Genomic DNA, 20,285 nt, shown 5'->3' with positions numbered 1-20,285 from the left:
GATTTTAGCAGAAGCCCGATCGAAGCCCGGTGGGTCGTGCCGGCCGATTGCCGGCAGCCTCATGTACCGTTGGGGTAACGCAGTTCAGGCCAGCGGCCGGCACTACCGGCAGGCGTCGCCGGGCGGGGCCCGGCGCATCTGTCAGTTGTCCAGCTCCAGCACCATCCGCACCAGGCCTTCGGCACCGGCCGGGTGCGGGACCGGCTTGAAGCCCAGCGAGGCGGCCAGCTGTTTCATCGGCTCGTTCTCGGCGGCGACGTCGCCGTACAGGCGGTCCAGGTACTTGCCGCGGCCCCACTTCACCAGCTTGCGCATCAGCTGCCGGCCCAGGCCCTGGCCAATGAGGAAGCGGCTGATCAGGATCGCGTACTCGGCTTCACGGGTGCCGGGGATGATCGAGGCCCGGGCGACCGCGCCGACCACCGCTTCGCCAGCAGGCAGGGATTCGGCTGCGACCAGGGTGATCTCGGTCTTGGGATTCGGGTGGGTCAGGCGCTGGGTGGTTTCCGGCGAAAGCTCGGTCACCGCCTGCAGGAAACGATCACGGATTTCTTCCGGCCCGAACAGGCTGAACGCCGCTTGCAGCGGTGCGCCATCTTCCGGGCGGATGGGGCGGATCAGCAGCTCGTGGCCGCTGGGAGCCTTGAAGATCTCATGCCAGGGCGGCATGCGGTTGCGAGTGGCCATACCGGGTGATTCCTTGGTGGTCCATCGATTGTGGCATCACCGGGGCTGCATTCCGTGAACGAAAGGCTCACGGCGGTACAGCCTCGTGAAGGCCGTCATTCGGGGGCTTTGAGCCAATCCAGGCGGGTGCTGGCCCCCGGTTCGCCCAGGTGCTGGCGCAGCGCCGGCAGGGCCGGGCCGACCACCCGGTCGAACTGCCACGGCGGGTTGAGCAGCAGCATGCCGCTGCCGTTGAGGCGCAGCGGCGAGTCGTCCGGGCGCACCAGGAACTCGATCGTCATCGCCGATTTCACCGGCAGGGCGGTGGCCTTGCGCAGGAAGTGCAGGATGGTGCGGCGCTGCTTGATCGGGAACCACACCGCGCAGGTCGCCTGCGGCCAGCGCGCCAGGGTCTCGGCCAGGGCGGCCAGAACGGCCTGGTACTCGGCGTCCTGGGCCTCGTACGGCGGGTCGATCAGCACCAGGCCACGGCCGATCTTGCTGCCGTTGAACTTCGGCGGCAGCAGCGAGCGCAGCAGGGCATAGCCATCGCCAGCGCGCACATCGACGCGGCTGTCATGGGCGAACAGGGCCTTCAGCGTGGCCGTTTCGGCTTCCTGCAGCTCGCAGACCGCCATGCGGTCCTGCGCGCGCATCGCCTGTGCGCTCAGCAGCGGCGAGCCCGGGTAGTTGGTCAGCGCGCCCACCGGGTTGTCGGCCTGCACCGCCTTCAGGTAGCGCTCGACCACCTCCGGCAGCCTGGGCTGGGCCATCAGCCGCATGATCCCGGATTCGGCCTCCAGGGTCTTGCGGCTCTCTTCGCTGGCCAGCAGGTAGCGGCCGGCACCGCCGTGGGTGTCGAGCACGAAGAACGGGCTGTCCTTGCGCTTGAAGCTGTCGATCAGGGCCAGCTGCACGATGTGCTTGAGCACATCGGCGTGGTTGCCGGCGTGGAAGGCGTGGCGATAGTTCATGGGCGGCAGTGTACGGGGCGGCGGCCGCAGCGGCTATGCTGCGCGCCATGACAGCTCCCGTTGCCCATGTCCTGGTGGTCGAGGACGAAGCCGCCATCGCCGAAACCGTGCTCTATGCGCTGCGCAGCGAAGGCTATGCCGCCAGCCACTGCCTGCTGGGCGGCGAGGCCCTGCAACGGCTGCAGGCCGGCGATATCGACGTGGTGGTGCTGGACGTGGGCCTGCCGGACCTGGGCGGTTTCGAGGTCTGCCGGCGGCTGCGTGCGCAGCCCGGACCGGCGGCGCAGCTGCCGGTGATCTTCCTGACCGCCCGCAACGATGAAGTGGACCGCGTGCTCGGCCTGGAACTGGGCGCCGACGATTACATGACCAAGCCGTTCTCGCCGCGCGAGCTGGTGGCGCGGGTGCGCGCGCGCCTGCGTCGTGCGGCAGCGGTCGTCGCAGCGCCCCGCGCGGACGCCGGCTGGCAGGAACACGGGGCGTTCGCGATCGACCGCGAAGGCCGGCGTATCCGCTTCCGCGGCCATGCGCTGGACCTGACCCGATACGAGTACGCGTTGCTGGAAGCGCTGCTGCAGCGCCCCGGTGCCATCCTCAGCCGCGCGCAGCTGATGGACCGGGGCTGGGACAGCAGCGCCGACAGTGCCGACCGCACCGTCGACACCCATGTAAAGACGTTGCGCGCCAAGCTGCGTGCGGCTGGTGCCAGCGACGACCCGATCCGCACCCACCGTGGCCTTGGCTACGCGCTGGAGGTCTAGCCGATGCGCCTGGTACTGAAGCTGTTCCTCGGCTTCTTCCTGATCACCGGCATCGCCGCGTTCTTCGTGATGCGCGTATTCGTCAACGAGGTGAAGCCCGGTGTGCGCCAGGCGATGGAATCGACCCTGGTCGATGCGGCCAACGTGCTGGCCGAGATGGCCGCCGCCGACGTCAAGGACGGCACCATCCGCAGCGGCAGCTTCACCCGCAACCTGGCCAAGGCGCGGCAGCGCGACCTGAAGGCGATGGTCTGGCGTTTTCCCAAGCGATCGCTGGATTACCGGGTGACCATCACCGATGCCAGGGGCATCGTCATCTACGACTCGCTGGGCCGCGACCTCGGGCGTGACAATTCGCGCTGGAACGATGTCTACCGCACCCTGCGTGGCGAGTACGGCGCCCGCTCCAGCCCGGAAATACCAGGCGAAGAAGGCGATACGGTGATGCACGTGGCGGCGCCGGTATACGACCCGGCCGATGGGCGCACCCTGATCGGCGTGCTCAGCCTGGCCCAGCCCAACCGCAGCATCGATCCGTTCATCGCCGCCAGCCAGCGCGCCATCATCGAGCGCGGCGCCTGGTTGATCGGGCTGTCGGCGCTGGTCGGCGTGCTGGTGACGATGTGGCTCACCACCGGCCTCGGCCAGCTCAGCCGCTATGCACGCGCGGTCAGCGCCGGCGAACCGGTGCCACCGCCACGGCGCCGCCGCGACGAGATCGGCGACCTGGGCCAGGCGCTGGAAACCATGCGCCGCAAGCTTGAGGGCAAGGCCTATGTCGAACAGTACGTGCAGTCACTGACGCATGAAATGAAGAGCCCGCTGGCGGCGATCCGCGGTGCCGCCGAGCTGCTGCAGGAGCCGCTGCCCGAGGCCGACCGCGTGCATTTCGCGCGCAGCATCGTCGACCAGCAGGAGCGGCTGACCGAGACCATCGACAAGCTGCTGGCGCTGGCCGAAGTGGAACAGCACGGCTGGCTGCAGACCCGCGATCCGATCGCGCTGCCAACGTTGCTGGCCGATGCGGCAGCGGCGGCGCAGGTGCGTGCGCAGGCGGCCGGCGTGCAGGTCAGCATCGGCAGCGCGCCCGACCTGCGCGTGCAGGGCGATGCCTATCTGCTGCGGCAGGCGTTGCACAACCTGATCGACAACGCCATTGCCTTCTCACCGCCCGGCGCGGACATCGCACTGCAGGCCGAGGTGGACGGGCAGGGCGTGCGCCTGCAGGTGGCGGATCGCGGTACCGGCATTCCCGACTACGCGCGCGAACGGGTGTTCGAACGCTTCTATTCGCTTGCCCGCCCCGGCAGCGGCCGGCGCAGTTCCGGCCTGGGCCTGCCGTTCGTGCAGGAGGTCGCGCGCCTGCACGATGGTCGCGCCAGCCTCGACGCGCGCGACGGCGGTGGCACCGTGGCCAGCCTGTGGCTGCCGTTGTCAGTGCCGGGCCAGCGTCCGCGCCGCTGACTTCACACTCGCTTCAACTTCGCCACAAACCCTGCTCACCGCAGCGGTCCATCCTGCAGCCCTCTCCAACGAGGATGGACCATGAAATCCCTGAAGATGCTGCTGAGGTTCGCCATTGTCGGCGGGCTGATCCTGTTGCTGCTGGTGCCGCTGATGATGATCCGCGGGGTCATCACCGAGCGCAGCCAGTACCGCGACGAGGCCTTTGCCCGGGTGGCCGACAGCCGTGCCGGCACGCAGCAGCTGGTGGGCCCGGTACGGGTGGTGCCGTGGGTGGAACGCAAGCAGGTTGAACTGGTTGACCCGCTGGGCGTCAAGAAGACCGAGATCCAGGTGACCGAGGGCCACTGGCTGCAGATGCCGGCGTCGCTGGAGGTGGGCGGCGAGATGCTGCCGAGCCAGCGCGAGGTCGGCCTGTTCAAGGTGCCGGTGTACAGCTGGAATGGCCAGTTGAAGGCGACTTTCGCCGAAGACGACTATCCGGTGAAGAACGGCCGCACCTATGGCCAGCCCTATGTGGCGCTGGGGGTTTCCGATGTGCGCGGCCTGGTGGGCACGCCGAACCTGCGGGTGGACGGCAAGCAGCTGCGGTTGCTGCCCGGTGTAGGCGTGGCCAGCGAAATCGGACGTGGCCTGCATGCGCCGGTGAGCGGTTTCGCCGCGGATCAGGGCGGCGCGCTGGCCGCCAGCACCGTTGAACTGGAGCTGCGCCTGGATGGCAGCCGCATGCTGTCGGTGGTGCCGGTGGGCGATGACACCCGGATCGCGCTGCGGTCGAGCTGGCCGCATCCGTCGTTCAGCGGCGCCTTCCTGCCCAACGAACGGCGTGTCGATGCACAGGGCTTCGAAGCACGCTGGGCGGTGTCCTCGCTGGCCTCCGATGCACAGCGCCAGCTGCGCAGCGAGGGGACGATCGATTCGCAGGCCGTGACGGTGTCGCTGGTCGATCCGGTCGATACCTACACCCAGGCCGACCGTGCCTCGAAGTACGGCGTGCTGTTCGTGGTGCTGACCTTCGTCGGCTTCATCCTGTTCGAACTGATCAAGTCGCTGCGCATCCATCCGCTGCAGTACCTGATGGTCGGCCTGGCGCTGGCGATCTTCTTCCTGCTGCTGATCAGCCTGTCCGAGCACATCGCGTTCTGGAAGGCCTACCTGGTCTCGGCCGTGGCCTGCATCGGCCTGCAGGCGGTGTACCTGGCCAACGTGCTGGGCCACTGGAAGCGCGGCCTTGGCTTCGCTGCGCTGCTGACCGTGCTGTACGGCGCGCTGTATGGCCTGCTGGTGTCGGAGAACAACGCACTGCTGATGGGATCGCTGCTGCTGTTCGTGATCCTGGCGCTGGCGATGTGGGTGACCCGCCGGGTCGACTGGTACGCGCTTGGCGCAGACCTGAAGTAAGGAGCACGCCATGAGCTGGCGCCAGGGATTGCGGCAACGGGCGCGGCAGGGCATTCCGGCCCTGCTGGAAGTGGATGCACTGCTGCAGGCACATGGCGTGCTGGCGGCCCTGCCGGGGGCACGGATCGCCCCCGGTCTGGTCCGCTTCCAGCTGGCCGCGGTGACCTGCGAGGGATTGCAGGGCAAGGGCCTGGCCTGGTTGCAGGGCGCGCGGCAGGGACGCGGTGCGCTGGCGGGGAGGGTGCCGCGCTACCGGCCATGGAAGGCCGGGGCGGAAGCACTCGCGGAAATCGGCATTGGTGGCCTGCCCGATGACTGGCCCGCGCATGCGGCGGTGTATGGCTGCAGCAGCATCGACCGGCGGCACTGGTTGCTGCTGCTGCCGGAGCGGGCGCAGCTGTGGCTGGGGTGGAGTGGGTGAGGTGGTTTGGCAGATGCGACCCAACCACTCTTCTGTGGGGGCGAACCCTGGTTCGCACGCTTCCGCGCCGCCCATGACCGATGGGACGGTATCGCGGCGCCGCTGCTGGCTAGACTCGATGGGTTGATGAGCAGGCCGGAAGGCAGGGGTGCGATGTGTTGAAGTGGGGCGTGCTGGCCGTAGCGCTGGCAATGGGTGGCAATGCAGCGGCGCAGCAGCGCGAATCAGTGGACCTGGACATGGTCAGCCGCATCCGCCAGGAGGCCTTCCACCGTTCGCAGGTGATGGACACCTTCAGCTATCTCACCGAACGCATCGGCCCGCGGCTGACCAACTCCCCGGCGATGGGCCGCGCCAACGCGTGGACCCGCGGCAAGTTCAACGAATGGAAGCTGGACAACGTCCACGACGAAGCGTTCGATGACTTTGGCCGTGGCTGGGAGTTCACCTCGGCCAGCGTGGAAATGCTGGGTGACCGTGTGCAGCCGCTGCATGCACTGCCCAAGGCCTGGACGCCGGGCACCAAGGGGCCGGTTGAAGGCGAGCTGGTGCAGGTCGAGATCAAGAAGCCCGAAGACATCGAGAAGTACCGCGGCAAGCTGCGCGGCAAGATCCTGCTGCTGGGCGAGGCGCGCGAGTACAAGCGCGGCACCGAGCCGGATTCCCATCGGCATGACGCGACCTCGCTGGAAGGCCTGCAGGCGTTCACCCTGCCGAAGGACCAGGACGCCACCGCCGAGCGCGCCAAGCGGGTCAAGGAGTACCAGGAACGCCAGCAGCTGGCGACCAGGGTCAATGCGTTCTTCGTCGAAGAAGGGGCGCTGGCCTCGATCAGCATCAGCAGCTGGGACAACGGCATCATCCGCGTTGCAGGTGGTGGTTCGCGCAAGGCCGGCGAGCCGGTCGGCATCCCCGAGCTGGCGATGATCAGCGAGCACTTCAACCCGCTGGTGCGCGCGCTGAAGGCCGGGCAGACCATGCGCCTGCGCGTGGATGTGGCCGCGCGCTTCACCGATGACGCCGACCAGCCCGGCTACAACACGCTGGCCGAGATCCGCGGCAGCAGCAGGCCTGATGAAGTGGTGATGATCGGCGCGCACCTGGATTCCTGGCACAGCGGCACCGGCGCGGCCGACAACGCCGCAGGCGTGGCGGTGATGATGGAGGCCATGCGCATCCTCAAGGCCACCGGCGCCAGGCCCAAGCGCACCATCCGCGTGGCGCTGTGGAGCGGCGAGGAGCAGGGCCTGATCGGCTCGCAGGCCTATGTGGCCAAGCATTTCGGCCGGTTCCCGGAGCCCACCGACCCGGCGCAGAAGGCGCTGCCGGCGTCGCTGCGCGAGCCGACCGGTGCACTGCAGAAGACCCGCGATTACAGCAAGTTCCAGGTCTACTTCAACATGGACAACGGCTCCGGCCGCTTCCGGGGCATCTACGCCCAGGAAAACCTGGCGGCGATGCCGATCTTCGAAGCCTGGCTGGCGCCGTTCCATGACGTCGGCGCCACCACCGTGGCGACCCGCAACACCGGCAGCACCGACCACATCAGCTTCGACCGCATCGGCCTGCCGGGCTTCCAGTTCATCCAGGACCGGCTGGACTACTTCACCAATGTCCACCACAGCCACCTGGACACCTGGGACCACGCCGAACCGGAAGACCTGAAGCAGGCCGCAGCCATCGTCGCCTCGTTCGCCTACAACGCCGCGATGCGCGAGCAGCCGTTCCCGCGCAAGGTGGAACCGTAAAAGGGGACGGAGGGGATTAAGTCGCATCTCCCCTCCGTTTCCCGGTTGCAGTACCCACGGGCTGGGCAATCGCGACTTAATCCCCTCCGTCCCCTTTTTCCGTCGGGGGCGGCGGGCTGGTAAAATCGGGGGATTCCCGTTCCTCGAGCCGTCCATGACCTGCCGCACCCGCTTCGCCCCCAGTCCCACCGGCTACCTGCACATCGGTGGTGCCCGCACCGCGCTGTACTGCTGGCTGGAGGCCCGCCACCGCGGCGGCGAGTTCGTGCTGCGCATCGAGGACACCGACCGTGAACGCAGCACCCAGGGTGCGATCGACGCCATCCTGGAGGCGATGGAGTGGCTGGGCCTGGACTACGACGAAGGCCCGATCTATCAGACCGACCGCGTCGCCCGCTACCGGGAAGTGGCAGAGCAGCTGATCGCCGACGGCAAGGCCTACTACGCCTACGAAACCCGCGAAGAGCTGGACGCGATGCGCGAGGCCGCCATGGCCAGGCAGGAAAAGCCGCGTTACAACGGCGCTGCACGCGAACTGGGCCTGCCGTACAAGGACGACCCGAACCGCGTCATCCGCTTCAAGAACCCGCTGGAAGGTACGGTGGTGTTCGACGACCTGATCAAGGGCCGCATCGAGATCGCCAACAGCGAGCTGGATGACATGGTCATCTTCCGCCCGGACGGCTACCCCACCTACAACTTCGCGGTGGTGGTGGACGACTGGGACATGGGCATCACCGAGGTCATCCGCGGCGACGACCACATCAACAACACCCCGCGCCAGATCAACCTGTACGAGGGCATTGGTGCGCCGGTGCCGAAGTTCGGCCACATGCCGATGATCCTGGACGAGCAGGGCGCCAAGCTGTCCAAGCGCACCGGTGCGGCCGACGTGATGCAGTACAAGGACGCCGGCTACCTGCCCGACGCGCTGCTGAGCTACCTGGCCCGCCTGGGCTGGTCGCACGGTGACCAGGAGCTGTTCAGCCGCCAGGAGCTGATCGACCTGTTCGACGTGAAGGACTGCAATTCCAAGGCCTCGCGCCTGGACATGGCCAAGCTGGGTTGGGTCAACCAGCACTTCCTGAAGACCGAGGGCGTGGCCGCCATCGTGCCGCACCTGGTGTACCAGCTGCAGAAGCTGGGCCTGGACGTGGCCGCCGGCCCGGCCCCGGAGGATGTGGTGATCGCCCTGCGTGAACGCGTGCAGACCCTGAAGGAAATGGCCGAGAAGGCCGTGGTCTGGTACCAGCCGCTGACCGGGTACGACGAAGCGGCGGTGGCCAAGCACCTCAAGGCCGGTGCCGAGGTGGCGCTGGGCAAGGCCCGCGAGCTGCTGGCAGCGTTGCCGGAGTGGACCGCCGAGTCGGTGGGCGTCGCCCTGCACGACACGGCCGCAGCGCTGGAAATCGGCATGGGCAAGGTCGCCCAGCCGCTGCGCGTGGCGATCACCGGCACCCAGGTCAGTCCTGACATCTCCCATACCGTGTACCTGGCCGGCCGCGAGCAGGCCTTGAAACGCATTGATGTGGCCATCACCAAGGTAGCAACGGCCTGAGGCATCCTTGCCAGGCCCGAACCGGAGAACACGCATGCCCGCCAAGACCGCCACTGCCTGTACCGCCCCGCACCACCACGTCCACGACGCATCGGATTTCGTGGCGGTGGTCGAGCGTGTCTCGCGCGAACGCGGGCTGCGCCTGACCCCGATCCGCGCCAACGTACTGAAGCTGATCGCCGAGGCCGGCAAGCCGGTCAAGGCCTACGAGCTGCTGGAATGGGTGCGCAACGGCAAGGGCGTGGGCGCCGATGCCCCGCCCACCGTGTACCGCGCGCTGGACTTCCTGATGGCCAATGGCTTCGTGCACAAGCTGGAATCGGTCAATGCCTTCGTGGCCTGCCATCACCCCAGCAGTGCCGCGCATTCGGTGCCGTTCCTGATCTGCAACAGCTGCCACAGCGCGGTGGAGCTGGAAGACCGCGAGATCGTCACCCAGCTGGAGAAGCGCGCCAAGGAGCTGGGCTTCCAGCCGCAGGCACAGACGCTGGAAGTGCATGGCCTCTGCGCGCGCTGCGCCGGCTAACGCAACGGTAGTGCCGGCCGCTGGCCGGCATTTTGGAAACGGGGTCAGATCCCTTTGCCAGTGGCAAAGGGATCTGACCCCGTTTCATATCGGTGCGGCAGGGCCTGCGTCCTAGTCCATCGGCTTGGACCGGGTATCCACCCGCACGATCACCGACATGCCGGGCCGCAGCTGCTTTGCCAGCTTCTGATCCCTGTTGATCGATATCCGCACCGGCAGCCGCTGCACCACCTTGGTGAAGTTGCCGCTGGCATTGTCCGGGCGCAGCACGCTGAACTCCGACCCGGTGGCTGGGGCGATCTCCTGCACGCGGCCCCGCAGCACCTGGCCCTGGAACGCGTCCACCGAGAACGTCGCCGGTTGGCCGATCGCCATGCCCCAGGTCTGTCCTTCCTTGTAGTTGGCCACCACCCACAGCGTGTCAGGTACCAGGAACAGCAGCTGCGAACCGGCAGCGACGTACTGGCCCACGCGTACGCTGGCTTCGCTGATCTGGCCGTCGCGTGGTGCGTGGATCACCGTGTTGGCCAGGTCGATGCGGGCCAGTTCCAGCTGCGCCTGCGCGCTTTCCACCTGCGCTTCCAGGCTCTTGCGCGCGACCTGGGTCGACACCAGCGTTTCCTCGGCGATGCGGATCTGCGCCTGCGACTGTTGCACGCTGGCCTGTGCCGACGCCTGGGTGGTGCGGAACTTGTCGCGGTCGTTGATGGACACCAGCTGCTGCGCCGCCAGTTCCTCGTAGCGTTTCAATTCATTGCGCGAACGCTGCAGTTCGGCCTGGCCGGCCGACAGCGTGGCGCGGGCGGAGGCAATCTGTGCGCGGTTCTGCGCCTGTGACTGGTCCGAGTTGGCCAGCGCCGCGCGCGCGCTGTCCAGCGTCGCCTGCGCCTGGGCCACGCGCTGCGCATAGATGCGGTCATCGATGCGCAGCAGCGGCTCGCCCTGCTTCACATGCTGGAAATCCTTCACCAGCACTTCGGTCACATAGCCGTTGACCTGCGGCGCCATCACCGTGATCTGGCCGCGTACATAGGCGTTGTCGGTCACCATCACGCTGCTGGTGAACGGCCACAGGTGCCAGGCGCGCAGGATCAGCGCAATGCCCAGCAAGGCCACTACCACCATCACCACCACGCTGCGGGCGCTGGGCTTGAGGTACTTCGGCGCGACCGCAGGTTCTACCGGCGTGGCCGCGGGCGCCGCGTCGGTCGGCGGCGGTGGGGTGACGTTGTCGGTGTCGTCGGGGCGGGGCGGGACGGGAGGCATGGGAGGACTCAACGGGACGCGGCCGGCGTGGACGCGGTGGAAAGGGCGGGGTGGCGCTTGCGCCATTGCTTGAGCACGGCGGTGCGCAGCGACAGCAGCAGCAACCAGCACAGGAAGCCGATCGCCAGCCAGCCGCTCAGCGTGAACACGTCATTGAAGCCACGCACGTTGGCTTCGCGGCGCGTGGTCTGCGCCAGCTGCGCGCTGCCCTGCGCACTGCGCAGCACCGGGTCGGTGATCTGCGCAGCGTACAGCTGCTGCTGGATGCGCAGCCGTTGCGCGACCACCGGATCGGCCGGATCGAGCTGGCTGGTCAGCGCGCTGGAATACAGCTGCTCGCGATGCAGCTGGAAGGTCCCCAGCACCGCCGAACCTGCCAGGCCACCCAGGGTCTGCGTGATCGACAGCGTCACCAGGAAGGTGATCATGTGGTCGACGCCCTGTTTCAACGCGGCGGAGATGCCGAGCATGATCAGCGGGCCCATGAACATGCCGGCACCGACCGAGGCAAGGAACTGGCTGGCGTAGAAGTCGTGCGGCCGGTCCAGGCTGGTGCGGTGCTGGTCGAAGAACGCGGCGGCGCCCAGCAGCAGGATCGCCATCAGCAGCTGCGCGATCAGCCGCTTCGGTCCGAAGGTGAGCGAGGCGCCGGCGATGCCGACGATCACCCCGGCCAGGATCACTACGAACAACGGCCGCATCTGGTCAGGCCCCATGCCCAGCGTGCGCATCAGGTTGACCACGCCGTAGGACTGCTCGGTGGTCAGGAAGCGGATCAGGAACGCGCCGACGATGAAGTGCAGCACCGGCAGCTTCGACAGCCAGCGGATCTGCAGCAGCGGATTGCGCCGGTAGTGTTCGATGATGAAGGCGGTGGTGGACAGCACGATCGAGGCGACCAGCGCCCAGCCCAGCCATGGGGTGTTGAGCCACCAGCGCGTGTAGCCCTGCGCCAGTACGATCACCAGCAGCGCGACCGCCGGCGCGAGCAGGGCGAAAGTGAGGAAGTCCAATGGCTCGAACGCCTTTACCTGGATGCCCGGCGGCAGCTTCAGCACCACCACTGCCGCGAACGCGCACAGGGCCAGGCCGGCTTCGAAGGAGTACAGCTGGTGCCATTGGCCGGTATCGACCAGGCCTGGTGAAACGATCCAGGCGATCGGCACCGCCAGCTGCGACAGGCCGACACCGACCACCAGGAGATTGCCGGTGAATCGGCGCGGCAGCGCCTGCAGCATGTACAGCGTGCCCAGTGTGGAACAGGCCGCACCCGCGAAGCCGCTGGCGGCTCGGGTCAGCATCGTGGTCTCGAAGCTGCCGACGAACAGGTGCAGCACCGCCAGCGCCGCATACAGGCCCAGGCCGATCTCGGCGAACAGGCGGATGCCGTACTGCTGGCGGAACTTGAAGGCCAGCAGATTGGCGGTGACATTCACCATCGCATACGCGGCCACCAGCCAGCTGCCCTGGGTCGGAGTGAGCGCCAGCTGGCCCTGCAGGAACGGCAGGTTGGCGGTGACCAGCGCATTGCCGAGGCCGCCGGTGATCGCCACCAGCAACGATACCAGCGCATAGGCCGCGCGCCGGTACGGCGGGTGCCAGGGCATCGACGCCGAGCCGGGCATGGTCGGCTTCTCATGCTCCTCCCAATCCGGAACCGGCTTCAGATACGGCTGGACCATCAACGGGCCTCGCTGGCAGCTCCCTGGAGACCCCCACGCAGCAGCTGCAGGGCACGCCCGGCCAACTGGGCGCGCTCGTCGCGGGTCTTGCCGCGCAGGGCCGCACCCAGCATGCCCGAGATCAGTGAAATATCCGTCTTTTCCAGGTCGTCACGGCACAGCCCGGCGGCCTTGGCGCGCGCGATCGGTTCCTCCAGCAGGTCGCGCACGGTCTCGCGCGCGGCGCGCATGGACGGCACGTCCGAATCAACCGCACGCCAGTAATCGGCCAGTGCCGGCGAATCGATGATGCGCTGGGCCATGCCCTCGAACACCTCGAACAGGGCGTCATCGCGGTCACCGAGCTGTTCGACCTGGCGCCGGATGCGGTCGACCGTGCGCTGCAGCAGCGCCTGGATCAGCGCGGTGCGGTCGGGGAAGTTGCGGTACAGGGTGGCGCGGCCCACCTGGGCGCGTTCGACCACCAGATCCAGCGGGGCGGTGACGCCATGTTGGCCGAAGACATGATCGGCGGCGTCGAGGATGAGGGCACGGCGGGCAGCAGCATCGGCACGTTGAGCGGTCATGGAATCATTTTCGGACAAAAGTGTCCGATTGGCGAGACTTTGAGTGACGGGATTGTCCGGTTGTTGTCGTACGCACACCTTTGTGACGGATGCGTGATGGCGTGGGACGGAATGAAAACGGGGGCCCGAAGGCCCCCGTTCAATGCGGTGGTGCCAGAGCCCTTTCCTTCGGAAAGGGATCCGACCCCGCCGTGCGCGATCAGAAGAACGCGCGGATCCCGAATGCGACTCCACGGCCTGGCAGCGGCGAGTAGTCGCGCAGCAGCGAGGTATGCGGGCGCACTTCGCGGTTGGCCAGGTTGCTGCCATCCAGGAACACCTCGTAGCTGTTGCCCGCGTTGCGATCCCAGCGGTAGGCCAGGTGCGCGTCGACCAGCGTGTAGCCGTCGCTCGGGGCTTCGTTCTGGGCAACGTCCTTCTGGCGGCTGTAACGCACCGCACCGACCGAGGCGCGCCAGCCGTCCTTCGACCAGCGCAGGTCGGCACCCACGCGGGCCGGGGCGATACGCGGCAGGTAGCCGGTGTTGGCCAGCTCCACGTTGTAATTGTGGTTGTGGTCGCCGTGCGGCACGGCGATGTCGAGGTTGCGGCTGCCGCTGCCATCCAGCTTGGCCTTCACATAGTCACCGAACAGGCGCAGATCCCAGTCACCGGCGCCACCCTCGAACAGGTGCACCAGCGCTTCGGCCTCGGCGCCGCGGAACACCGCGTCCTGCTGGGTCCAGGCGCGGACCGGCAGGCCTTCGGTAACACCGGTGTCGGCGAGGTAGATGAAGTCCTTGAACTTCGTCTGGTAGACCGACGCGGAGAAGTCCAGGCGATCGCTGTGGGTATGGATGCCCAGTTCGACGCGCTGGCCGCGCTCGGTTTTCAGGTTGGCGTCGCCGATCTCCAGCGAGCGGGTGGCGATGTGCGCGCCGGCGGCGTACAGCTCTTCGTTGGTGGGTGCACGCTCTGAGCTGTCCACGCCGATGCGCAGGTCAACGGCATCGTTGAGCTTCCAGATACCGGCGGCAGACAGGTTGGTGGCACCGAACGTGCGGCGACGGTAGTCACCGGTCGGGTCCAGCTTGACCTGGTCGTGGCGGCCACCCAGTTCCAGCTTGAACGGGCCGAACTGCTTTTCCTGCAGCACGAACAGGCCGATGTTCCTGGTGCCGGTATCCGGTACGAACGCCTCTTCGCCCTTGGCGCCGAAATCGCTGTTGCCGAACTGCAGGCCGAACGCGCCGTCCCAGCCGCCGATCTGCTGCTGCACGGCTTCCAGGCGCGCTTCGATACCACGGTTGGTGAAGCGCGTCGACGGCGTGCCGGCCTCCAGCTCCACGTGCTCGTAGTCGGTGTAAGCCACGCGTGCGTTGATGTTCTTCAGGAACGAGACCGGGTTGTAGATGCCGGCCTTGGTCTCGAAGCGGTTCTGCACCATGTCGATGCGCACGTCATGCTCGTCGCCGCCTTCCTCTTCATCGCCGTGGTCGTGACCGTGGTCATGGCCGTGGTCATCACCATCGGCATGCACGTGCGCGCCATTGGGAATGCCGTAGTTGGTGCGATAGGTGCTGGCCGACACACCGAAGTAACCACCGTCGCCCAGCCACGTTGCGCCGACGCCGCCGGCGCGGGTGCGGATCGAACTGTTGTCCAGGCGGCCGCGGCGCGGTTCTTCGCCCTCGGCTGCATCGTGATCATGGTCGTGATCGTGATCGTGGTCATGGTGGTCTTCAAGGCTGTCGATCACCGCGTAGCCGGGAATGCGGTAGTCGTCGCCATTGCGCACCAGGCCATCCACGTGCAGCACGACGTTGCCGCTGACACCATCGAGGCGGAACATGCCGCTGCGCTCATTGTTCACCGAGTTGCCGCGCAGCTCGGCGCGACCGCTGAGCGGGCGCTCCGGCAGTTCGCGCGCGATGCGGCCATCCACCACATTGACCGCACCACCGATGGCGCCGCTGCCGAACAGCAGCGTGGCCGGACCCTTCAGCACTTCGATCTGGTCGGCCAGGAACGGCTCGATGCTGGTGGCATGGTCGGCGCTGACCGTGGAGGCGTCCATGTTGCCCATGCCGTTGGACAGCACGGCAACGCGCGGGCCTTCCTGGCCGCGGATGATCGGGCGGCCGACGCCGGGGCCGAAGAAGGTGCTCTGTACGCCCGGCAGCTTGGCCACGGTATCGCCCAGGGTGCCGGCCTTCTGCTCGTCCAGGCGCTCACCGGCCAGCACGTCCACCGGGCGCGCCAGGGATTCGGCATCGCCCTGCAGCGGCGACGCGGTGACCTGTACCGAGGAGAGTTCGGTCAGGTGGCGGTCACGGTGGGAGGTGTCCTGGCCGGCTGCAAAGGCGACGGACGGCAACAGGGCGGCGAGGGCCAGGGCCAGGGAATGCGGCTTGAGCCGAGGGGTGTGGGCGGGCATGGGCAGGTCCTTTGTTACAATGTATCAATCGCAGGGCGCACGAATCCCGTCGAGGGGACAGGGGGAGGGAAAACCGTGCGGTTCGGAGAGGGATGTTATATTATTCCATAACGATTCGCCGACCCTGCTGGAAGTCATGTCCCTGTCCTCACGCCTGCGCCACCTGCTCGACCGTTTCGGTGCCACTGGTTCGATGCTGTGCGCAGTGCATTGCGCGGTGATCCCCGTGCTGCTGGCGGCGGCGCCGTCGCTGGGCCTGTCGTTCTGGCTGAGCGATGGCGTGGAACAGGCGCTGGTGGTGTTCGTGACCCTGCTCGGGCTGTTCAGCCTGGTCTGGGGCTATCGCCGCCACGGTGCGCTGCGTGCGCTCGGCTTCCTGATCCCCGGCCTGGTCGCGCTGTGGGCCGGCGTGCTGTACGACCCGCTGCACCACAATGCGGTGCCGCATGCGGTGGTGATGACCATCGGCGGCCTGCTGGTGGGCGTTGCCCACCTGGTCAACCTGCGCCTCAACCACGGCCACGTGCACGACGCAAGCTGCGCGCACTAGGCACGCCGTGATAGGATTTCCGATCGTGCGCGGGGGCGCCCAGCAAGGCGGCCCCGCCGAACCCGTGTCAGTACGGGGTAACCAGATTTCACACTTGAGGAGTTGAAGACATGGGTAAGGGTGACCGCAAGACCGCCAAGGGCAAGCGCTACAACGCCAGCTACGGCAACGCCCGTTCGCACACCGCGAGCAAGGTCGCCGTAGGCGCCGCCGCCCCGGTTGCCAAGAAGACCGTGGCCAAGGCTCCGGCGAAGAAGGCCGTGGCGAAGAAGGCCGTCGCCAAGGCCTGATCAGGCCGACCGACCGGTCCAAGGAAAACGCGGCGCCTGGCGCCGCGTTTTTTTATGCGCGTTCCTGCAGGGCCGAGCCCATGTTCGGCTGGCGTAATGCAGCTGAGCATGGGCTCGCTCTACAGGGAATTCAGCGCAAGGTCTGCTTCAGCGTTTCCGGATTGCCATCGTTCGGCGCGGCCGGCACCTGCAGCAGGTGGGCCAGCAGCGGGTAGACGTCGACATTGTCGAAGCCGTCGATCACCAGGCCCTGGCGGAACGACGGGCCGCTGGCCACGAACACTGCGCGCATGGAGGGCAGGGCGTTGTCGTAGCCGTGCGAGCCACGGTCCTGCTTCGCGCGCTTGGCGATCTTCTCGCGGTGCAGCGCATCCCAGCCTTCATCCATCGCACAGACGATGGCCGGAACCCGCGGATGCGTGCCGTAGTGCCAGCGCGCCGGCAGGTTCTCCTTCTTCCAGCACTCGTAGTGCGCATGGCGGCCGAGCAGGGCGCGTTCGGCCTCAGCCTCACGACCGGCCACTGGCGCGAAGCCCACCGACTGGCCCTGGCTGACGTTGCGCGCGATGGACGGGTCGGCCATCGATTCGGTGGCGATCACGTGGCCGTCGGCGACGCTGGCCATGCCGTGGTCGGACACCACGATCACATTGGTGGTGGCGGCCAGGCCGCGCTGCTGCAGGCCGTCGAGCACCTGCCCGACGATCAGGTCGGCGCGTGCGATGGCGTCGGCGTACTGCTTCGACCCGGGGCCGTAGTTGTGCCCGGCCTTGTCCACGTGCTCCATGTACAGCGTGGTCAGTCGCGGGGCATCGGCGTCGGTCTGTGCCAGCCAGTCGAGCACGATACCGGCACGCTGCTCCAGCGGTTCCTTGCCGTCGTAGATGCGCCACTGGCTGGGGCGCACACCACGGATTTCCGATTCACTGCCCGGCCACGACGTCGTGGCGGTGCGCACGCCGGCGTTCTCGGCGCCGACCCAGATCGGTTCACCGCCCCACCAGGCACTGGTGGTGACGGCCTCGCGGTTGCTCAGCTCGAAACGGCCCAGCGCTTCATCGTCCATGCTGTTGTTGACGATGCCATGGTGGTCCGGGCGCAGGCCGGTGACGATGGTGTAGTGGTTGGGAAACGTCAGGGAAGGATAGGACGGTGTCATCCAGCGGGCGCGCACGCCGCCGTCGATCATCCGCTGCAGGTTCGGGGTCAGCCCGCGGTCCAGCGCATCGGCGCGCAGGCCGTCGATGGAGATCAGCAGCAGCTTCGGCGGTGCGGCCGATGCGACGGACGTGGGAACGGCGGCGGTAGGGGCAGGCGCAGTGGTGCAGGCAGCCAATGGCAGCAGCAGCGCCAGCGAACAGGTCAGGCGTACGGAAGTCATCCGTGCATGATAAGCCGGTGCAATTACCGGCCCAAGACACGACGCGCTACCGCGTGCCGTGTCCGCGCATTTTTCCTTATCCCCGCGCCTGTCGGCGCGCCCCCTTCAACAAGAAGGAGGCTTTTCTCCAGACGTATTCCAGGTGCCTCCATCCACGCATCGCGTGGATATACCGTGTCGACCCAGGTCGACACCTACCAACAGTTGCGCAGTGCACCACCCCGACAGATCGCAGGAATCAGTCGAAGGCGGGGTGGGTCCGGTTGCAGGGGCGTGAGCGCCATGGATGGCGCGACCGAGCTTACAGGGACGTACTTGCAGCGTCCCCTGCAACCGGACCCACCCTGCCTCCCGGCAGGAAGCCCGCTGTTGCTGTTGCTCTAGCCTCTGCGGGTGCCGGGCGCAGCCCGGCCGGCCCTCTCAGGCGAACAGCGGGGCCTGGCGTTGTTCCAGCCGCAGTAGCGCGGCCTTGGTTTCCAGGCCACCGCCGAAACCGGTCAGCGCGCCGTTGCTGCCGATCACGCGGTGGCAGGGCAGGATGATCGGCAACGGGTTGCGCCCGTTGGCCGCGCCCACCGCGCGGGTCGCGCTGGGCTGTCCCAGGTGTTGCGCCAGTTGCAGGTAGCTCCAGGTCTGGCCGAACGGAATCAGCGCCAGCGCCTGCCACACGCGCAGCTGGAACGGCGTACCACGCGGCGCCAGCACACGGTCGAAGCTGTTGCGCTCGCCGTGCAGGAACTGCAGCAGCTGCTCGCGTGCTTCCGGCAAGGCATCCGGTGCGTAATGCCAGTCATCACGCCCGCGCGCGGGGTGGCGGTTCTCCGGGAACAGCACGTGTGACAGGCCACGCTCGTCGCCGGCGATGGTCAACACGCCGATCGGGCTGTCGAAACGATCGAACAACAGTGTCATGTCGGTTCTCCAACGAATGTGCCGGACAGGTGCCACAGGTGCAGCACGGCGTAGGCGCGCCAGGGACGCCACGGTTGCGAGCGCGCTTCGGTTGCGCGTTCGCCCAGGCGCTGGCCCTGCGCGTGGCCGAGGACCTGCTGCAGTACAAGATCGCCGGCCGGGAAGGCATCGGGCTGGCCGAGGCCACGCAAAGCGATGTACTGCGCGGTCCATGGGCCGATGCCGGGCAGTGCCACGCAGCGGGCAACAAACTCTTCCAGCGCCTGGCCGGGCCCGAAGTCGAGCTGGCCGCTGGCGCAGGCGGTGGCCAGTGCACGCACGGTCGCGGCGCGGCTGCGCGGCAGGCCGATTGATTCCAGAGGCGCCTCGGCCAATACCTCGGGTGCCGGGAACTGGCGATCAAAGTCGGACGACATGCCCGGCAGGTGCGCGCCATAGGCATCGACCAGCCGCCGCGCGAAGGTGGTGGCGGCGGCAACAGTAACCTGCTGGCCGAGCACGGCGCGCACGCCCACTTCGAAGCCATCCCAGCCGCCGGGCACGCGCAGCCCCGGGCGCTCGGCGATGCCGCGCGCCAGCAAGGGTTCCTCACCCAATGCGGCGTGCACCTGCTGCAGGTCGGCATCCAGATCAAACACGCGACGCACGCGGCGCACGATGTACGGGATCAGGCGCGGATCCACCGCACCCAGCTGCAGGCGCAGCTCCGGGCGCTTCGGGTCGGCAGTGACGCGCAGCAGGGTGGGGCGCTCCGGCGTGCCCAGCACGCGCTGGTAGCTGTCCTCGCCAATCAGTTCGATGCCGGGCAGGCTGCGCTTGCGCAGGAACGCCAGCATGCGCGGGAAGTCCAGCGGTGGACGGTAGCCCAGGCGCAGCACCAGGCCGCCATCGTCGGCGGCCAGCGGTTGATGCTGGCGGCGCAGTGCGGTGGGGGCCATGCCGCAGCCCTGCAGGAATGCGGTATTGAAGCGGCGCAGGCTGTTGTATCCGGCGGCCAGTGCGACGTCGGTCACCGCCAGCGTGGTCTCGGTCAGCAGTTGCTTGGCCAGCAGCAGGCGATGGGTGGCGTGGATCTGCCCGGGCGTCGCGCCCAGGCGTTCGACGAACAGGCGCTGCAGCTGGCGCGCGCTGAGGCCGAGCTTCGTAGCAAGATCGGCCACCGGCTGCTCCTGCAGGAAGCCGCCGTGGATCAGGGCCAGGGCGCGCTGTACGGTCTGCCCGGCCAGTGCCTGCTGGGCCTGTGGTGCCAGCTCCGGGCGGCAGCGCAGGCACGGGCGATAGCCGGCGGCCGCGGCGGCCGCGGCGGTCGGGTAGTAGGTGATGTTGCGCGGCTTCGGGGGCGGTGCGGGGCAGACCGGGCGGCAATAGATGCCGGTGCTGCGCACGGCGGTGAAGAACACGCCGTCGAAACGTGCGTCGCGGGCCAGGCGGGCGCGGTCGCAGGCGGCGGTGTCGAGGGCGAGGGCGGTGTCCATGGCGGCAGTCTAGGCGGGTGCGGGCGGGGATACTCGCCACATTCGGACATGGATGCTGAAGGGGGTCACGCCGGGCTGCGCCCGGACCCGCGGTAGTGCCGGCCGCTGGCCGGCAACAGCAACAGCAGAAGCAGGATTCCTGTGGGATGGCGTGGTGGGTCCGGTGGCAGGGGACGCCGTGAACCCCCAGACCGGCCCAGCCGCTGGCGGCTGTGCGTTCGGGCGCTT

The 20,285-nt window shown here is 67.8% G+C and carries 18 protein-coding genes; 9 read left to right on the top strand and 9 right to left on the bottom strand.

Going from position 1 to position 20,285, the window contains the following annotated elements:
* Positions 1 to 141: 141 nt before the first annotated feature.
* Both AC5P53_RS11065 and AC5P53_RS11060 read right to left on the bottom strand, forming a co-directional pair.
* On the bottom strand, positions 142 to 687 hold the full coding sequence (locus AC5P53_RS11065; protein WP_014646444.1) for a GNAT family N-acetyltransferase: 546 nt from the start codon (positions 685 to 687) through the stop codon (positions 142 to 144).
* Positions 688 to 782: 95 nt separating this feature from the next.
* Complete coding sequence (locus AC5P53_RS11060; RefSeq protein WP_014646445.1) at positions 783 to 1,640, bottom strand: 23S rRNA (adenine(2030)-N(6))-methyltransferase RlmJ; 858 nt, start codon at positions 1,638 to 1,640, stop codon at positions 783 to 785.
* A gap of 35 nt (positions 1,641 to 1,675) precedes the next feature.
* Here AC5P53_RS11060 and creB point away from each other — a divergent pair, with 35 nt between their 5' ends.
* From creB to AC5P53_RS11025, 7 genes are all read left to right on the top strand, one after another.
* Positions 1,676 to 2,401, top strand: coding sequence for a two-component system response regulator CreB (gene creB / locus AC5P53_RS11055; protein WP_075076204.1), 726 nt, complete (start codon positions 1,676 to 1,678; stop codon positions 2,399 to 2,401).
* 3 nt (positions 2,402 to 2,404) lie between these two features.
* Positions 2,405 to 3,865, top strand: a complete 1,461-nt coding sequence (gene creC, locus AC5P53_RS11050; protein ID WP_032961976.1) for a two-component system sensor histidine kinase CreC — start codon at positions 2,405 to 2,407, stop codon at positions 3,863 to 3,865.
* Between the two features lie 81 nt (positions 3,866 to 3,946).
* The gene (gene creD / locus AC5P53_RS11045) at positions 3,947 to 5,266 is read left to right on the top strand and encodes a cell envelope integrity protein CreD (protein ID WP_049441519.1); all 1,320 of its coding nucleotides are present in this window, start codon (positions 3,947 to 3,949) and stop codon (positions 5,264 to 5,266) included.
* Positions 5,267 to 5,276: 10 nt separating this feature from the next.
* The gene (locus AC5P53_RS11040; RefSeq protein WP_164077456.1) at positions 5,277 to 5,687 is read left to right on the top strand and encodes a hypothetical protein; all 411 of its coding nucleotides are present in this window, start codon (positions 5,277 to 5,279) and stop codon (positions 5,685 to 5,687) included.
* Between the two features lie 155 nt (positions 5,688 to 5,842).
* The gene (locus AC5P53_RS11035; protein ID WP_241886622.1) at positions 5,843 to 7,435 is read left to right on the top strand and encodes a M20/M25/M40 family metallo-hydrolase; all 1,593 of its coding nucleotides are present in this window, start codon (positions 5,843 to 5,845) and stop codon (positions 7,433 to 7,435) included.
* Between the two features lie 154 nt (positions 7,436 to 7,589).
* Positions 7,590 to 8,993 (top strand): glutamate--tRNA ligase, encoded by a 1,404-nt coding sequence (gene gltX, locus AC5P53_RS11030; protein WP_241886623.1) that lies wholly within the window; start codon positions 7,590 to 7,592, stop codon positions 8,991 to 8,993.
* Between the two features lie 34 nt (positions 8,994 to 9,027).
* A complete protein-coding gene (locus AC5P53_RS11025; RefSeq protein ID WP_004150412.1) occupies positions 9,028 to 9,519 on the top strand; it encodes a Fur family transcriptional regulator in 492 nt (163 codons plus the stop codon).
* A 111-nt stretch (positions 9,520 to 9,630) separates the two neighbouring features.
* Here AC5P53_RS11025 and AC5P53_RS11020 read toward each other — a convergent pair whose 3' ends face one another.
* From AC5P53_RS11020 to AC5P53_RS11005, 4 genes are all read right to left on the bottom strand, one after another.
* Entirely contained in the window at positions 9,631 to 10,785 is a 1,155-nt protein-coding gene (locus AC5P53_RS11020; RefSeq protein ID WP_049420618.1) for an HlyD family secretion protein, read from the bottom strand.
* An 8-nt stretch (positions 10,786 to 10,793) separates the two neighbouring features.
* Positions 10,794 to 12,467 (bottom strand): MFS transporter, encoded by a 1,674-nt coding sequence (locus AC5P53_RS11015; protein ID WP_032956775.1) that lies wholly within the window; start codon positions 12,465 to 12,467, stop codon positions 10,794 to 10,796.
* Positions 12,467 to 13,033, bottom strand: a complete 567-nt coding sequence (locus AC5P53_RS11010; protein ID WP_014646454.1) for a TetR/AcrR family transcriptional regulator — start codon at positions 13,031 to 13,033, stop codon at positions 12,467 to 12,469. The genes AC5P53_RS11015 and AC5P53_RS11010 overlap by 1 nt, the downstream gene beginning before the upstream one ends.
* Positions 13,034 to 13,232: 199 nt before the next feature.
* The gene (locus AC5P53_RS11005; protein ID WP_111206624.1) at positions 13,233 to 15,449 is read right to left on the bottom strand and encodes a TonB-dependent receptor; all 2,217 of its coding nucleotides are present in this window, start codon (positions 15,447 to 15,449) and stop codon (positions 13,233 to 13,235) included.
* A 136-nt stretch (positions 15,450 to 15,585) separates the two neighbouring features.
* Between AC5P53_RS11005 and AC5P53_RS11000 the strand changes: the two genes are divergently transcribed.
* Both AC5P53_RS11000 and AC5P53_RS10995 read left to right on the top strand, forming a co-directional pair.
* Positions 15,586 to 15,999 carry a MerC domain-containing protein gene (locus AC5P53_RS11000; protein ID WP_008264835.1) on the top strand — a complete coding sequence of 138 codons (414 nt, stop codon included), beginning with the start codon at positions 15,586 to 15,588 and terminating at the stop codon, positions 15,997 to 15,999.
* Positions 16,000 to 16,109: 110 nt separating this feature from the next.
* Positions 16,110 to 16,289: a 30S ribosomal protein THX gene (locus AC5P53_RS10995; RefSeq protein ID WP_004150462.1), complete on the top strand. Its 180-nt coding sequence runs from the start codon at positions 16,110 to 16,112 to the stop codon at positions 16,287 to 16,289.
* Positions 16,290 to 16,419: 130 nt separating this feature from the next.
* Here the strand turns inward: AC5P53_RS10995 and AC5P53_RS10990 are convergent, their stop codons facing one another.
* The 3 genes from AC5P53_RS10990 to AC5P53_RS10980 all read right to left on the bottom strand — a co-directional run bounded on the left by AC5P53_RS10990 (position 16,420) and on the right by AC5P53_RS10980 (position 20,057).
* Positions 16,420 to 17,670 carry an alkaline phosphatase family protein gene (locus tag AC5P53_RS10990; RefSeq protein WP_241886624.1) on the bottom strand — a complete coding sequence of 417 codons (1,251 nt, stop codon included), beginning with the start codon at positions 17,668 to 17,670 and terminating at the stop codon, positions 16,420 to 16,422.
* A gap of 420 nt (positions 17,671 to 18,090) precedes the next feature.
* On the bottom strand, positions 18,091 to 18,582 hold the full coding sequence (locus AC5P53_RS10985; RefSeq protein WP_495227364.1) for a methylated-DNA--[protein]-cysteine S-methyltransferase: 492 nt from the start codon (positions 18,580 to 18,582) through the stop codon (positions 18,091 to 18,093).
* On the bottom strand, positions 18,579 to 20,057 hold the full coding sequence (locus tag AC5P53_RS10980) for a DNA-3-methyladenine glycosylase 2 family protein (protein WP_495227362.1): 1,479 nt from the start codon (positions 20,055 to 20,057) through the stop codon (positions 18,579 to 18,581). Before AC5P53_RS10980 ends, AC5P53_RS10985 begins: the two co-directional genes overlap by 4 nt.
* Between the last annotated feature and the right edge of the window lie 228 nt (positions 20,058 to 20,285).

This window comes from Stenotrophomonas sp. YJH_SMC_82, from assembly GCF_059368875.1.
The sequence above is the reverse complement of the archived record's forward strand: the minus strand, read 5'-3'. Positions and strand labels throughout refer to the sequence as shown.

Bases quoted from the DNA above. Each gene is read 5' to 3' on its own strand.
- AC5P53_RS11010 (WP_014646454.1), bottom strand. From the start codon at position 13,033: ATGACCGCTCAACGTGCCGATGCTGCTGCCCGCCGTGCCCTCATCCTC.
- AC5P53_RS11025 (WP_004150412.1), top strand. From the start codon at position 9,028: ATGCCCGCCAAGACCGCCACTGCCTGTACCGCCCCGCACCACCACGTC.
- AC5P53_RS11065 (WP_014646444.1), bottom strand. From the start codon at position 687: ATGGCCACTCGCAACCGCATGCCGCCCTGGCATGAGATCTTCAAGGCT.
- creC (WP_032961976.1), top strand. From the start codon at position 2,405: ATGCGCCTGGTACTGAAGCTGTTCCTCGGCTTCTTCCTGATCACCGGC.
- creD (WP_049441519.1), top strand. From the start codon at position 3,947: ATGAAATCCCTGAAGATGCTGCTGAGGTTCGCCATTGTCGGCGGGCTG.
- AC5P53_RS11060 (WP_014646445.1), bottom strand. From the start codon at position 1,640: ATGAACTATCGCCACGCCTTCCACGCCGGCAACCACGCCGATGTGCTC.
- AC5P53_RS10995 (WP_004150462.1), top strand. From the start codon at position 16,110: ATGGGTAAGGGTGACCGCAAGACCGCCAAGGGCAAGCGCTACAACGCC.
- AC5P53_RS11000 (WP_008264835.1), top strand. From the start codon at position 15,586: ATGTCCCTGTCCTCACGCCTGCGCCACCTGCTCGACCGTTTCGGTGCC.
- AC5P53_RS11015 (WP_032956775.1), bottom strand. From the start codon at position 12,467: ATGGTCCAGCCGTATCTGAAGCCGGTTCCGGATTGGGAGGAGCATGAG.
- AC5P53_RS11040 (WP_164077456.1), top strand. From the start codon at position 5,277: ATGAGCTGGCGCCAGGGATTGCGGCAACGGGCGCGGCAGGGCATTCCG.
- AC5P53_RS10980 (WP_495227362.1), bottom strand. From the start codon at position 20,057: ATGGACACCGCCCTCGCCCTCGACACCGCCGCCTGCGACCGCGCCCGC.
- AC5P53_RS10990 (WP_241886624.1), bottom strand. From the start codon at position 17,670: ATGACTTCCGTACGCCTGACCTGTTCGCTGGCGCTGCTGCTGCCATTG.
- AC5P53_RS11020 (WP_049420618.1), bottom strand. From the start codon at position 10,785: ATGCCTCCCGTCCCGCCCCGCCCCGACGACACCGACAACGTCACCCCA.
- AC5P53_RS10985 (WP_495227364.1), bottom strand. From the start codon at position 18,582: ATGACACTGTTGTTCGATCGTTTCGACAGCCCGATCGGCGTGTTGACC.
- AC5P53_RS11005 (WP_111206624.1), bottom strand. From the start codon at position 15,449: ATGCCCGCCCACACCCCTCGGCTCAAGCCGCATTCCCTGGCCCTGGCC.
- gltX (WP_241886623.1), top strand. From the start codon at position 7,590: ATGACCTGCCGCACCCGCTTCGCCCCCAGTCCCACCGGCTACCTGCAC.
- creB (WP_075076204.1), top strand. From the start codon at position 1,676: ATGCTGCGCGCCATGACAGCTCCCGTTGCCCATGTCCTGGTGGTCGAG.